The organism is Shewanella scandinavica, from assembly GCF_031932065.1.
Classification (GTDB): domain Bacteria; phylum Pseudomonadota; class Gammaproteobacteria; order Enterobacterales; family Shewanellaceae; genus Shewanella; species Shewanella baltica.
Window position 1 is genome coordinate 148,248 of record NZ_JAUOES010000011.1, and the last position, 14,953, is coordinate 163,200.

Annotated in this window: 9 protein-coding genes; all 9 read left to right on the top strand. The window is 48.6% G+C overall.

Annotation, left to right across the window (positions count from 1 at the left end; all coding sequences use genetic code 11):
* Positions 1 to 15 precede the first annotated feature (15 nt).
* Complete coding sequence (locus Q4Q50_RS11985) at positions 16 to 615, top strand: aspartyl/asparaginyl beta-hydroxylase domain-containing protein (RefSeq protein WP_311899478.1); 600 nt, start codon at positions 16 to 18, stop codon at positions 613 to 615.
* Positions 593 to 2,632 carry a phytanoyl-CoA dioxygenase family protein gene (locus tag Q4Q50_RS11990; RefSeq protein WP_311899479.1) on the top strand — a complete coding sequence of 680 codons (2,040 nt, stop codon included), beginning with the start codon at positions 593 to 595 and terminating at the stop codon, positions 2,630 to 2,632. Before Q4Q50_RS11985 ends, Q4Q50_RS11990 begins: the two co-directional genes overlap by 23 nt.
* On the top strand, positions 2,629 to 3,753 hold the full coding sequence (locus Q4Q50_RS11995) for a sulfotransferase family protein (protein ID WP_311899481.1): 1,125 nt from the start codon (positions 2,629 to 2,631) through the stop codon (positions 3,751 to 3,753). The genes Q4Q50_RS11990 and Q4Q50_RS11995 overlap by 4 nt, the downstream gene beginning before the upstream one ends.
* Positions 3,754 to 4,033: 280 nt before the next feature.
* The gene (locus Q4Q50_RS12000) at positions 4,034 to 4,525 is read left to right on the top strand and encodes a GNAT family N-acetyltransferase (RefSeq protein WP_311890580.1); all 492 of its coding nucleotides are present in this window, start codon (positions 4,034 to 4,036) and stop codon (positions 4,523 to 4,525) included.
* Positions 4,526 to 4,609: 84 nt separating this feature from the next.
* Complete coding sequence (locus Q4Q50_RS12005; RefSeq protein WP_311899482.1) at positions 4,610 to 5,131, top strand: phage tail protein; 522 nt, start codon at positions 4,610 to 4,612, stop codon at positions 5,129 to 5,131.
* Between the two features lie 12 nt (positions 5,132 to 5,143).
* Complete coding sequence (locus tag Q4Q50_RS12010; protein WP_311890582.1) at positions 5,144 to 5,674, top strand: phage tail protein; 531 nt, start codon at positions 5,144 to 5,146, stop codon at positions 5,672 to 5,674.
* 11 nt (positions 5,675 to 5,685) lie between these two features.
* Positions 5,686 to 6,225 (top strand): phage tail protein, encoded by a 540-nt coding sequence (locus tag Q4Q50_RS12015; RefSeq protein ID WP_263185007.1) that lies wholly within the window; start codon positions 5,686 to 5,688, stop codon positions 6,223 to 6,225.
* Between the two features lie 70 nt (positions 6,226 to 6,295).
* Positions 6,296 to 7,156: a sulfotransferase gene (locus tag Q4Q50_RS12020; protein WP_311899485.1), complete on the top strand. Its 861-nt coding sequence runs from the start codon at positions 6,296 to 6,298 to the stop codon at positions 7,154 to 7,156.
* On the top strand, positions 7,153 to 14,953 hold a 7,801-nt coding region (locus tag Q4Q50_RS12025; RefSeq protein ID WP_311899486.1), incomplete at its 3' end, for an Ig-like domain-containing protein. The genes Q4Q50_RS12020 and Q4Q50_RS12025, both read left to right, overlap by 4 nt.

The following is a 14,953-nucleotide window of genomic DNA, read 5'->3' on the forward strand; positions in this document are numbered from 1 at the left end:
ATTAAGCGGTTGGATATGGATATCTGTTCTTTTGCCCTATTAGCTCAAGTTCCAAACTCCCTAAGTTTACAGCAAGAGCTTAATGCTTTGCTGCTGCAAGACTGGCTACCCCACGTAAATCAGCGTGATTATCGTCAAGGGGATCAGGGCGGTTGGGATGTGCTCGCTTTGCGCTGCGCCGCTGAGTATCAAGCCGCGCATCCTATCTTGCAAGCCTTCTCCATAGCTACACAGGAGTACTGGCAAGATCTGCCTTGCCTCGAATCTAGCTCTGCGCTACTCAGTGTGATCAAATCTTTAGCCTGTCCGGTGAAATCCGTGCGCTTGATGCGCTTACATGCGGGGGCAGAGATAAAGCCCCATAGAGATCAAGGACTCTGCCTAGAACAAGGCGAGGCAAGATTACATTTGCCACTGCAAACGAATGAGCAACTCAACTTTTACGTGGACGATAAACGTGTACCCATGCAGGCCGGAGAGCTTTGGTATATCAATGCCGACCAAGTCCATTGGGTTGAAAATAAAGGGCAGGATGCGCGGATCAATTTAGTGATTGATTGCGAGGTCAATACTTGGTTAAGGGAGTTAATCGATGCTGCAAAGATCGGAGCTTGAATTAGGGCATAGTTTGGATGTAGCTGTATTAACTCAGTTTGCTAATTCGCTACTGCTGTCGACCTCAGCAGGGGAGTCTAAACGGCTCATTGATCCCATGTTGAAGCAGTTGTGCCAAATAGCGGCAGTGGAGTTACACCCCGAGTCTTTTTTGGATACTGAGGCGAGCCATACGCCTTTTGGTAAGGCGGTGTCACTCACTACCGCAGCGCAGTGTGCCGAAGATCCCGAGCGGGGCCGAGTCTTTATACAAGGGATTTATCAAGCAATACAAGATCGTCTAAAGGCTCATCCCGGGCAGACTGTGAACATCTTATATGCGGGGACAGGGCCTTTTGCTTGGTTATTATTACCTCTGCTGCCGTTATTTTCTGCGAGTCAAATTCAAGTGACCTTGCTCGACATTCATCAAGCCTCGTTAGATAAAGTCACTAAGCTTATTGAACACTTTGATTTGGCTGATCGTGTGGTGGAGAGTGTCTGTGCGGATGCCACGCTTTGGCAGCCAAATACAGTCGTAAAGTTTGATGTGATTCTTTCCGAAACCATGAAGCACTTGTTGCAACAGGAGCCGCAAGTGCAAATTTTTACCCATTTACAGGCGTATCTTGCAGATGATGGTGTGCTCATCCCGCAAAATATTGAGTTAGAAGCTTGGCTTGAGTGTCGTACTGTGCAGGATTTTGTGGAGACGCATTATTTAGGGCCGTTATTCGCGCTCAACCTACAAACAGCACGCTTACTTGCCGATGGAGATCGTAGCTTCTTGGCTGGTACTTTACTGCTCCCCGATTTCAGCCCGAGTGCGGTAACGCTTAAGTTCACGACTTCCATTCAAGTCTATGGTAATTCCATGCTGAGCGAATACCAATCTCAACTCACGTTACCTCGATATCGACGTGAACATTGGCTTAAGCCACTCTCATGCCTTGCTTTTCGATATGAGCAGGGTACTCATCCCGATTTTGTATTTGATGTTATAGAGCAAAAACCAGTGCTGGTGTCGAGTGACGATCTGAGCTGCTTAGGCATTTATCATTTGCAGCGGCTTTGGCAAAAGATACAGCTACGCAAACGGGGAGTGCCATTCACTGAACTGGCTAATGAATGGCACTTAGATAAAACCTTGCTGGATCTCTGTGGAATAGGGCTAGAGCCGGGTCTAAGAGCTTTATATCAAAACGATCATCAGTCAGCTTTTGTTGCTTACATTCAGCAAATCGCCAAGCTGACAGCCGCGGATATTGCTGGGATTAATCAGCAATTAGGCGCTATTTTCCATGGATTAACGGCATCGGTCACAGTACCAGAAGTCGAAGACTTCAATCCAGCGGAGGTTGAAGACTCAAATCCGGCTGCGGTACTCAGTGAGTCACAACTCAATTTTTGGCAAAGTGAAGGCTACTTAGTGATCCCGCAAGTACTCACGGCAGAGCAATGCGCCGCAACTCGAGATTTTATTTGGCAGCAGTTAGGAGCCAATGAACAAGATCCCACCACTTGGTATCAACCTCATGAGTTTATGCAGAAAATCATGCTGCAACTGTTTCGCCATCCGCAACTGGACGCGAATCGACAAGTCCCCAAAATTCGTCAAGTGTTTGAACAATTGTGGCAGCAAACGGATTTAGTTATGACAACCGATAGAGTCAGCTTTAATCCACCAGAAACGCCAACTTGGCATTTCCCCGGTCCTGATATGCACTGGGATATGCCGCTACAGCTCCCCGTTAAGTTTGCGACGCAAGGGTTAATTTATTTAACCGACACTGGCGAGGAACAAGGCGCATTCTGTTGTGTCCCAGGATTTCATCTCAAGATAGAGGAGTGGCTTCTCGAACAGAGCAAGCCTGATATTGAGCTTCAGCAACAGGATTGGTCATGCTGGCCAGTTAAACCAATCGCCGCTAATGCAGGTGATTTAATCATTTGGCACCATGCCTTGCCCCATGGCGCAAGCCCGAATCGGGCTAAACTACCGCGTATGGTGCAGTACATAAACATGTATCCCTTATGAATCCAGAACAATGCTATTGGTCGTTAGTCCATAACCCCGCAGCCTTGAGAGAGCTAGGCAAGGCGACGACTATGGTTGGGTTTTGCCAATATTTGCGGCGATTTTGGTGTTTGCCAGATTATGGTGATGAGGCGTTGCTGGCGATTTTGTGGGCAGGGAATCGGCAAACCTTAGCTCCAGATTTTTCCCTTTTATGCCAGTTTTGGGTGCCAGCAGACTATGACCCTAAACGCAGAGTATTAGAGTGGATGTCCGCCGCAGAAAAACCGATTCACCCATTCTACTCGGAGCATATTTCTGCCGTGCGGGGTCAGTTATTGTCAGTCTTGATCAAACCTAAAACCGCTCTCTTACCTGCGCCAAATCTTTCGGGACTAGTAGAACAAGTGCAGCCTGCCGGATTCATATTTCACCTCTCCCGCTGTGGCTCTACCTTAGTGTCGCGCAGTTTTGCTGGGTTATCTAAATGCAGGGTGTTATCTGAATCGCCTTTGCTGACTCAAGTGTTACTGGACGGGAGCCTATCAGACACACAAAGACGTGCGGCTTTAACATTTTGCATTAACACTCAAGGTCAGTTGTTTCATCCTGAACAGCATTTGTTGATTAAATGGAATGCGTGGGATTTGCAGTTTTGGCCCTTGATCCTATCACTTTATCCTCAAGTTCCTGTGTTATTGCTACTTAGAGACCCCGTCGAGATCTTAGCCTCACAGCAAAAGTCTGCTGGATATCATATGGTGCGACAACCATCTCGACCTTTATTCCGTGAATTATCAGTACCAGAGGAGGAGTCGATACTGGAGTATCAATGCAAGGTATTGCGCTTGTTATTGGATTATGGCTTAGAGATGAGTCAGTGTAGCCAAGTGATGGTCGTGGATTATCAGGAGCTGTTACCCGCGATAGCGAATAAAATCGCAAACTGGTTTTCGTTGGATCTCTCTCAAGAAGAGTGCAGTCAAGTCGAACAATGCCAGTTAATACACTCTAAAACAGCCACGCAGCCCTTTGTAGCAGATTCACAATCTAAACAAAGTTTTTTTTCGGCTAAGCAAAAAGAACAGATCCACCGTTATTGTAACTGGTCTAATCTTCACCTTTTTGAAACTAAAAGTTAACATGAATCTTGTATTTTTGTGTGATGTGAACTAGCTTTAGCCAACTATCTATATTAAAAAATATCAGCAAGTTAACGTTTTTATTCTAGGGATGGAAAATGCAATCATGTACCTCCAAGCAGTTAGCCGTTTTATTCTGCGAACGCATTCCCCTGAGTCACTCTTTAAACCTGTCATTCGATTTGTCGAGTTTTGCTCGTTAACCCCGAGCCGAGCTGCCACGGCGAATTAATGAACTATACAGCGCTGTCAGAGTTAATTATTACAGGGAATGTGTTTGATGGTAGAAGACATAGTATTACCTAAAGCCTATTCATTGCGTTACGCGTATAAAAATGACGATGCTTTTGTATTTGCACTATTTTGTTCTGCAAGGACGGAACTGTCTCTATTACCGCTTTCCCCACAGCAACGAGAGCTGTTAGTGCAACAACAATACCGCTTACAGCAAGCGGGTTACGCTGCCCAATACCCTCAAGCTGTGACTCTAATCATTGAATATCAATCAATTTCTATTGGCAAAATCATACTTAATCCCTCTGCTAACGGTGTCCATATCGTCGACTTTGTCATCGCGCCGCAATTTCGTGGCTATGGTTACGGTTCAGTCATTTTAGACTCGGTAAAAGCCTATGCCCAAGCAAAAGAGGCGAGTGTGAGTCTGAGTGTTGATCGACAAAATATGCGTGCGAAACAGTTATATCTCCGCTTGGGTTTCTTACCTTTTGAAATATCACCTACCCAAGAGTGGCTATCGTGGCCATCACCATAGGTAGTGTTGTTTCGGGGTAGTGGAAAGCGTGTGTAATCAACCTGATGATGTTTGGACAGGTTTGCTTTTATTAAGGAGTCATGGATGTCTGATAATTTTCTTGGAGAAATTAAGCTTCTCCCCTACGAATGGGCACCTAAATATTGGGTTTTGTGTGCCGGGCAATTATTGCCAATCAATTCCAATCAAGCGCTTTTTTCATTATTGGGTACGACCTACGGTGGAGACGGTGTCAATACCTTTGCATTGCCGGATTTACGTGGTCGCGCACCGGCTCACCCTAATGCTGCTATGGGTTTGCCACAGGGTAGCAAGGCTGGTGCAGAAAATGTAACCCTAGTACCCAACAACCTGCCAGTCCACAATCACCTTGTGATGGCCAGTTCTACGGCGGGCGATACCGTGCTTTTTGCAGGCAATAATATTGCCGCTGCCAAGAACAACGCAGGCGCTGTCAATTTGTATGAACCCGCTGCAAGTTTGCAAGCGTTGGATCCTGCAACGGTATCCAATACCGGCGGTAACCAACCCCATCAGAATTGCCAGCCTTCGCTGGTGATGAATTATTGCATTGCCACTCAAGGCATTTACCCTTCACGTAACTAGAGGAGAATCACTATGGATGCTTATATTGGTGATATCCGTCTGTTTGCGGGTAGCTTTGCACCGAGGGGTTGGATGTTGTGCGCGGGTCAGCTATTAAGTATTAGTGAGCAGACGACGCTTTTCGCTCTGATTGGAACGACATACGGCGGCGATGGAGTCACCACTTTCCAGCTGCCAGATTTGCGCGGCCGGCTTCCGGTTGGGCAGGGCAACGGCGCGGGTCTTACTCCCCGTGTTATCGGCCAGCAATTTGGTGTTGAATCCGTGACCTTGTTAACACCGCAAATACCTTCACACAGCCACAGTTTTTCGGCGAGTACAGCAAGTCCCTCCACATCACCCAGTCCCACGGGTAATGTGTTTGCCCACAGCAATACCGATAATATTTATGCTCCTTTGCCAACTAGCGGTGCCGATCCCCAAGTTATGAATGCACTCAGTGTGCAAGCCACCGGGGGAACACAACCACACAATAACATCATGCCTACCACAGCGATAAATTACATCATGTGTATTGAAGGCATTTTCCCATCGCGTAATTAAGGAGCGAAATTATGGATCCATTTATTGGTGAAATCCGTTTGTTGCCATTCAGCTTCGCTCCCCACAATTGGGCGCTGTGTAATGGCCAAACATTGTCAATCGCAAGTAATACCGCGTTGTTTTCAATTATCGGAATTACTTATGGTGGTAATGGTACAACTACGTTCCAATTGCCTAATTTGCAGGGGCAGGTCGTTGCGGGCGTAGGTCAGGGGCCCGGGCTGAGAACCTGGGATTGGGGCGAACAGTTTGGCGAAAATGGGGTGACGCTGCTTGCCACTGAAATGCCAGCGCACAACCACACGCTGACCGGTTTGAATAATCAGGGGACTTTGCCTTCTCCGGCAGCGAATACCTATCTGGCCAAGGATATTCGTGGTGGCAGTGGTATCGTCAACTATATGCAGACCGCGCCGGGTACATTAAATACCGCTATGGCAACACAGACTTTAGGTATAAGTGGTGGTGGTCTACCCCATGAAAACCGTCAGCCATTTCTGGCATTGAATTATTGCATTGCCCTTTATGGTGTATTTCCGGCACGCAATTAATTGATGAATGATCCCCGGCATGTTTGTCGGGAAGTTTTTTATAAATATTTTTAATTAGTAAGTCACATTGATGCCAAACAAATTACATTTTATTTCAGGTTTACCGCGTGCAGGCTCGACGTTGCTCGCAGGTATACTCCGGCAAAATCCACGCTTTCATGCGGCTATGAGTAGCCCTGTAGCAGGGCTTGTTAATGGCGCCCTCGAACAAATGGGGGCGGGTAGTGAGTCCTATTCATTTTTCGATGAACATAAGCGTAAGGTCATTTGTCGGGCATTAATTGATGCTTATTACCAAGATAAAAACCATCCGGTGATTTTCGACACCAACCGTCACTGGACTGCTCGTTTGCACCAATTGGTAGAGTTGGTTGATGATTTTAAAGTGATTTGTTGTGTGCGTAATCCGGCTTGGATTATGGATAGTTTTGAAGTGATTTACCGTAAAAACCCTTTTGATTACAGCCGTATGTTCAATTCGGCCTCGCGCCAGACTGTGTATAGCCGCTGCGAGTCATTAATCAATGCTGGTGGCGCGGTTGGAAGTGCATGGACGGCACTAAAGGAAGCCTATTACGGCGAGTTTTCTGATCGCTTGCTATTAGTGGATTATGATCTGCTTACCCAGCATCCGGCACGCACGCTGGAGTTAATCTATCGTTTTATTTGCGAACCGCAATTCGAACACGATTTTAATCATGTCGAATATGCTGAAAATGAGTTTGACCACAATCTTGGGGTCAAAGGTTTGCATAGCGTTAAGCGGAAAGTGGAATACAAAAGTAGGCGCAGTATTTTACCGCCTGACTTATTTATGAAGTATCAAGAAATGGACTTCTGGCTGGATAGTACTGGCACTGCAGCCAATATTATTGCAAGTAAAAAACCTGTAGCACCTAACGCAAAAAATGAAGGGAATCACTTATCATGAGACACGCACTGCTTAGTGGGCTTTCCTCGCTGTTATTACCATTCGGACTCTATGGTGCTGGTGCTATTGCAGCGCCGAGTTATCAGCGATCCTATTTGAATGCATCGATAAATGCATCGACCGATCTATTATTGCGTTCAGACACCTCTTTACCACAGGATCTAATTGATTTATCTGGCGATCAACTGGATATCCAGAGTGCACATCCTGTGCGTGAGCTGGTGATTGTTGATGGTGCAGTGACTGATGCCGATAAGGCTGTGCTGCGCCGCGCCCTTAAACCTAGTGTTCAATTGGTAGAGTTAGATTCTTCTATCGCTGGATTACCGCAATTAATTAATGTACTTGATGAACACAAAAATCTCGCCGCTATTCATGTGGTCTCCCACGCACAAGCGGGTGCTATTTTGCTCGGTAATTCACGTATTACCCCGGAGACAATCCAGCATGAAGTGCACGCATTTGCCGCGCTAAAAGGCGCGGTGCGTGAAGGTGGCGATTTATTATTTTACGGTTGCGATCTGGCCGCAAACGAAACCGGTGAAGCGCTGCTGGATATCATTAGCAATAACACGGGTTTGGATATTGCCGCTTCCAATAATTTAACCGGTAATGCCGAATTACAGGGCGACTGGGATTTAGAAGTTACCCGCGGAAATATTGAATCTACGTTGGCGTTTTCTGAGAAGGCGTTAAGGGATTTTTCGGGTGTATTAGCGGCTTCGAATGGTACAAAAACATTTTCTGGTTGGTCAGGAAATCTCACTACAGAACTTAGTACTACCGATTTCAGATTAACGGCAACGGATGGAAATAATAGTATACAGAATGTTGGAATTTATGGAGGCATTGCTTATACCTCGACCGGTACTCCCAATATTAATAGTAATCACTATTTCTATTTAAAGGCAGACGGAACCAATACTACTGCGTTTGAGCTCACAGGCTTAAGTAGTGGAGAAGCCCCAGGGTATAACCATAACTTCACCAATGTGCGGATTGTGGGCATTGTTCGGGGGGGGGGCACGGTCAACTCTTCTACAATAAATGGCACTAGTACTTTCGATGAATCCTTTACTTTCGAATCGGGGCAACTAACCGCATTTTCCGGGGTTAAGCTGACAGGTTTTAAGCTTTATTTTGATTGCAGTACAAACTGTATCCAAGCGGCTGACGTCGCCAAGTTTGAGTTCAGAAGTTTTACCATCCAAGGCGCTGTTAATACACCGCCTGCTGTTACCCCAACACTCAGCAGCGTTAACTTATCGGATTCAGCACTGAGAGCAGGCGAAACCTCCACAGTCACTTTTACATTTTCAACGGCGGTTACCGGTTTTACCAATGCTGATATCACTATTCCAAATGGTTCACTGAGCGCTGTAAGCTCTGGTGATGGTGGCACTACCTGGACGGCAACTTTCACACCAACAGCTAGTATTACCGATGCAACAAACGTATTTACGGTTAACATGACTGGCGTCAGCAGCGTTGCTACATCAACACCAGGAAGCGGCACCACCAATTCCGGTAATTTCACTATTGATACATCGCGACCAACAGCAACAATTGTAGTTGCCGATAACGCCTTGATGGTTGGGGAAACCTCGCTGGTTACCATCACTTTCAGTGAAGCGGTGACGGGATTTGCCAATGCGGATTTAACGATTGCGAATGGTACTTTGAGTGCAGTGAGTTCTGGTGATGGAGGCATTACCTGGACGGCTACATTGACTCCCACAGCCAGTACTACTGATGCCAGTAACCTGATCACACTGGACAACACTGGCATGACCGATGCGGCAGGCAATGCTGGAACGGGTACAACAGACTCCAACAATTACGCCGTAGATACCGCCCGCCCCACAGCATCAATTGTGGTGGCTGATACAGCGCTGTCGATTGGTGAAACCCCGCTGGTCACCATTACGTTCAGTGAAGCGGTGACAGGATTTACTAACGCAGATTTAACCATCGCCAACGGCACACTCAGTACGGTGAGTTCCGGTGATGGTGGTGTCACCTGGACAGCCACCTTTACACCTACGGTCAGTACTACTGATGCCACCAATGTCATCACGCTTGCTAACACGGGTGTAAGCGATGCATCAGGCAATACAGGAACAGGTACTACTAATTCCAACAATTATGCAATCGATACGGTTCGTCCCATTGCTTCAATAGTGGTTGCTGATACCGCACTGGCTGTAGATGAAACTTCATTGGTCACCGTCACATTCAGTGAAGCGGTGACTGGTTTTACCAACGCCGATTTAACCATTGCCAATGGTACTTTGAGTGCGGTGAGCTCTGGTGATGGCGGCATTACCTGGACGGCAACATTGACTCCTACCGCCAGTATTACCGATGCCACCAACCTGATCACTTTGGATAATACCGGTGTAACAGATGCAGCAGGTAACGCAGGAAGCGGAACTACTGATTCCAATAATTATGCAATTGACAGCCTGCGTCCAACGGCTTCGCTGGTTGTGGCGGATACAAGTTTGTTAGCCGGTGAAACCTCTCTGGTGACAATCACCTTCAGTGAAGCGGTGACAGGTTTTACTAACGCCGATTTAACGATTGCGAATGGTACTTTGAGTGCGGTGAGTTCTGGCGATGGAGGCATCACTTGGACGGCGACATTGACGCCGACAGCCAGTATTGCGGATGCCACTAACCTGGTCACACTTGATAACACTGGTGTGACCGATACTGCAGGCAACGCAGGAACGGGTACTACTGATTCCAACAATTACGCCATATCCACTGTGCGCCCTACGGCATCAATTGTCGTTGCTGATACAGCTCTTGCAGCAGGTGAAACTTCGTTAGTCACAATCACCTTCAGCGAAGCGGTGACTGGATTTAGCAATGCTGATTTAACCATTGCTAATGGAAGCTTAAGTGCGGTGAGTTCTGGTGATGGCGGCATTACTTGGACGGCCACCTTCACACCCACAGCCAGTATTACGGATACCAGCAATGTCATCACTCTAGCTAATACCGGTGTACAAAACGCTGCTGGTAATACAGGAAGCGGAACGACTGATTCCAATAACTATGCAATTGATACTGCTCGCCCCACAGCCTCAATAGTGGTTGCCGGTACTGCACTGGCGATTGGTGAAACCTCGTTGGTCACTATTACTTTCAGTGAAGCGGTGACAGGATTTACTAACGCAGATTTAACGATTGCCAATGGAACACTGAGCGCGGTGAGTTCTGGTGATGGTGGTATTACTTGGACTGCAACTTTAACACCGACGGCCAGTATTACCGATGCTACTAATGTCATCACATTGGATAATACTGGCATCACAGATGCAGCAGGTAACGCGGGAACAGGCACAACTGATTCCAACAATTATGCAATTGACAGTACAAGGCCAACCGCGTCACTGGTTGTTGCTGATACAGCTTTGGGTGCTGGTGAAACGTCATTGGTCACCATTACTTTCAGTGAGGCAGTGACCGGCTTTACCAATGCGGACCTTACCATCGCGAATGGAACATTAAGTGCGGTGAGTTCATCGGATGGTGGCATTACCTGGACGGCGACTTTGACGCCAACCGCCAGTGTGACGGATGCAACCAACATCATTACATTGGATAACACTGGAGTGGCCGATGCGGTTGGTAATGCGGGCACAGGCACAACGGATTCCAACAACTATGCCATAGATACAACACGCCCAACGGCCACAATAGTCGTCGCGGACACTGCATTAGCGGTTGGTGAAACGTCCCTGGTGACCTTCACTTTTAGTGAAGCTGTGACTGGTTTTACCAATGCGGATCTGACTATTGCCAACGGCACTTTAACTGCGGTCAGCAGCGGTGACGGTGGCATTACCTGGACGGCGACTTTGACGCCAACCGCCAGTGTGACGGATGCAACCAACATCATTACATTGGATAACACTGGGGTGGCCGATGCGGCTGGTAATGCAGGCACAGGCACAGCGGATTCCAACAACTATGCCATAGATACAACACGCCCAACGGCCACAATAGTCGTCGCGGACACTGCATTAGCGGTTGGTGAAACGTCCCTGGTGACCTTCACTTTTAATGAGGCAGTGACTGGTTTTACCAATGCGGATCTGACTATTGCCAACGGCACTTTAACTGTGGTCAGCAGCGGTGACGGGGGCATTACCTGGACGGCGACTTTGACGCCAACCGCCAGTGTGACGGATGCAACCAACATCATTACATTGGATAACACTGGGGTGGCCGATGCGGCTGGTAATGCAGGCACAGGCACAACGGATTCCAATAACTATGCGATAGATACAGCCACGCCAACAGTACAGAGTGTTAACCCACTAGATGGCGATATTGGGGTGGCAGTTAGTGCCAATTTTGTGCTGACTATGAATGAAGATATTCAACTCGGTACCGGCAATATAGTGATCTACGACGCCGATGATCTGGCCGTAGCGACCATTGATGTGACTGCACATGCGGGACAGTTAAGTACAGCTGGTGGCATGTTGACTATTAACCCAACCGCGAATCTAGTTGAAAACACCAGTTATTACATTCAAATCGCTAATGGGGCTATTACCGACTTGGTGGGTAACCTTTACGCTGGGATTAGCAATAAAACCGATTGGAACTTTACCGTTGCCGATGTTACACCACCGGTGGTGACTGGGATTGTCGTGACGGGATCGCCCGCAGCGAATGCGGCTAGTCTAGTGTTCACTGTGAGTTTTGATGAGATAGCGAGCAATCTATCTACCGATGATTTTGTGCTCACGGCAACAGGCTCGGCCAGTGGCAGTATTGCCAGCGTTTCTGCGGCATCTGGAAACAGTGTTGATGTGACTGTGAATACTGTGAGCGGCACGGGTAGCCTGAGACTCGATGTCAAGGCGAATTCCAATATCCAAGATGCTTCCGGTAACGGTAATGGAACCAACGGCTATACCGCCGCTTATACCGGTGGTGCAAGTCATACTGTCGATCGCGATGCGCCTTTAGCACCTTCGGGGCTGGATCTTGCCACGGCTTCCGATTCCGGGATCATCAGTACAGATAATTTAACCAGCGATACCACCCCGACAGTCACAGGCAGCGCCGAGGCGAATAGTACTGTGACGCTCACGAGCAGCATCGATGGTGTATTGGGTACAACAACGGCAGATGGTTCTGGAAATTGGTCGTTTACCACGCCGCTATTAACCAGTAATTCAGCGCATAATATTACGGCCACTGCGACCGATGTTGCGGGCAATACTGGCGCGGTGTCGACGGCACTTGCGCTTACGCTCGATACACAAATTCCCTCGATAACCAGCTCGGCCCCTGCAGGAGGTGCCGCGGCGGATGCCAGTGTGATATTCAACCTCGCCTTTAGCGAATCGGTGAATAGCCTGACGACGGATGATTTTGCCCTGGTGAGCACAGGCACCGTATCTGGTACTATTTCGAGCGTTTCCGCTAGCTCTGGAACCGGTATTGCCGTCACTGTTAATGGCATATCGGGTACGGGTAGTCTGAAGGTCGGCCACACAGCGAGTGATATTGTCGATGATGCGGGTAATGCACTCGGTGCCTATAGTGCCGGCACCGCACACTCGGTCGATACGGATGCACCAACTATTTCGAGCGTCAGTTTTGACCAGACGTCGGTGACTCAGGCAAATCAAAATGCGATTAGCCTGACCTTAGCGAGTGCGGAGGTGGGAACCAGCGCAAATTACACTATTACCGGCAGTTCAGGCACGCCTGTCACTGGCACTATTGCCGTCGTGAGTGCGTCACAACAGCTCATCAATATAGATGTGAGTGGCTTAGGGGATGGCACTTTGACAGTGAGCCTGACCCTGACAGATGCGGCGGGTAATGTTTCTAGCCCCGCCGTGACCGATACCATATCGAAAGATGCCACAGTGCCTACAGTGGATGTCGTCGCCGTTAGCGATGGGCATTATGGTGTCGGCAGCACTATCGATATCACTGTCACCTTGACCGAGGATGTGACTGTTTCTGGCACACTCTCTACACTGTCGCTCGATATCGATGGTGTGGCTCGTCAAGCGGTATTCGTGTCTGCTACCGGCGGTGTGCTGACCTATAGATATACAGTCCAAGCGGGTGATAACACGGGGGCGAGTGGTTTAATTGTCGATACCAATGGCATAGCACTTAATGGCGACACTATGCGGGATGCGGGTAGCAATGATGCCGACTTAAGCTACAGCCAGTGGAGCAGTGTCGATGTGATTGTCGATACGACGGCTCCCGTCGATCCTATTGTTACTGCGCCTGCTGGCACTATAAGTACCAATCTGGCAACGACATTGATCAGCGGAACGCACCCTGACGATGGGGTGACAATCAGCCTCTATGCCGATGTGGATAATGACGGTGTTGCCGATAACGCGACTGTGTTGGATGACACTATAGTGGTCGCGGGCACTTGGACTCTGAGTGCCTCATTATCGACGGACAGCGACAATAATTTCGTTGTGATTGCCAGCGATGCAGCGAGCAATGTTTCCGCACCCCAGAATGTCCCTACTATTACTCAAGACTCAACGGCGCCAGCTGCTCCATCTACGCCAGATCTGGATGCAGCAAGCGATTCGGGGACGAGTTTCGCGGATAATATCACCAAGAATACAACACTCGTGTTGACGGGGACCGCAGAGGCTGGTGCCAGTGTCGTCCTTAGCAGCCAACTTGATGGTGAGCTTGGCACTGTCAATGCGGATGGCAGTGGTGATTGGAGCGTTAGTGCGACCAACGTGAGTGCGGGCACCCATAGCATCACAGCGGTTGCTACTGATATCGCAGGAAATAGCAGTGTCGCATCGAGCGCTCTATCTGTGACTATTGATACGAGTGCGCCCACTTCCTCAGTAATTGATAATCAAAACATTCAACCTGGCGAGAGTTCATCTACGCTCGCGTTTACTATTGCCGATGATGTAACCGCTGTGACGGATATTCTTGTGACGCCAGCGAGTTCAGATACCACAGTGGTCCCACTGGCGGATGTTGTATTAGCAGGAAGCAATGCCGACAGAAGTGTGACTGTGACTGCGCTTGGCTCGGGTACCAGTACCATCACCCTTACGCTCGAAGATGGTGCGGGTAATACTAGTACTCAAACCTTCGAGGTTGTGGTGAATAGTGCTCCGACTATTTTGGGAATACCCGCGACGAATGTGGCTCAAGGTGCACCTTATAGCTTTGTGCCAACAGGTGCAGATGCGGATGGTAATAGCCTGCTCTTTGACATTACGAATCGACCTGCATGGGCGAGCTTTAATACGGCAACAGGGGAATTAAGCGGTACGCCAACGAATGCGGATGTCGGTGTGACGACGGCAATAGTGATCAGTGTGAGTGATGGAGTGCTCAGTGCGAGCCTGCCCGCTTTCAATCTCACGGTCACCAACGTCAATGACGCACCGACCATCAGTTCAACGGCCATCACTGCCGCCACCCAAGATGTGGCGTACAGCTACACCTTTGCGGCGAGTGATACTGATGTGGGCGACACCTTAACCTTAAGCGCGGTGACTAAACCAAGCTGGTTGAGCTTCAATGCGGCTACTGGATTGTTAAGTGGTACGCCAAGCAATGCCGATGTGGGCAGCCATGCGGTGACACTGAAAGTCACCGACACGGACGGCTTAACGGCAGAGCAAAGCTTCAGCATCACGGTCACTAACGTCAACGATGCGCCGACGATTAGTTCAACAGCTATCATTGCCGCCACTCAAGATGCGGCGTACAGCTACACCTTTGCGGCTGCGGATACCGATGTGGGCGATG

What these genes read in the sequence shown, in the direction of transcription:
- Q4Q50_RS12015 (WP_263185007.1), top strand. Translation starts at nt 5,686, where the DNA reads ATGGATCCATTTATTGGTGAAATCCGTTTGTTGCCATTCAGCTTCGCT.
- Q4Q50_RS11985 (WP_311899478.1), top strand. Translation starts at nt 16, where the DNA reads ATGGATATCTGTTCTTTTGCCCTATTAGCTCAAGTTCCAAACTCCCTA.
- Q4Q50_RS12000 (WP_311890580.1), top strand. Translation starts at nt 4,034, where the DNA reads ATGGTAGAAGACATAGTATTACCTAAAGCCTATTCATTGCGTTACGCG.
- Q4Q50_RS11990 (WP_311899479.1), top strand. Translation starts at nt 593, where the DNA reads ATGCTGCAAAGATCGGAGCTTGAATTAGGGCATAGTTTGGATGTAGCT.
- Q4Q50_RS12020 (WP_311899485.1), top strand. Translation starts at nt 6,296, where the DNA reads ATGCCAAACAAATTACATTTTATTTCAGGTTTACCGCGTGCAGGCTCG.
- Q4Q50_RS12005 (WP_311899482.1), top strand. Translation starts at nt 4,610, where the DNA reads ATGTCTGATAATTTTCTTGGAGAAATTAAGCTTCTCCCCTACGAATGG.
- Q4Q50_RS11995 (WP_311899481.1), top strand. Translation starts at nt 2,629, where the DNA reads ATGAATCCAGAACAATGCTATTGGTCGTTAGTCCATAACCCCGCAGCC.
- Q4Q50_RS12010 (WP_311890582.1), top strand. Translation starts at nt 5,144, where the DNA reads ATGGATGCTTATATTGGTGATATCCGTCTGTTTGCGGGTAGCTTTGCA.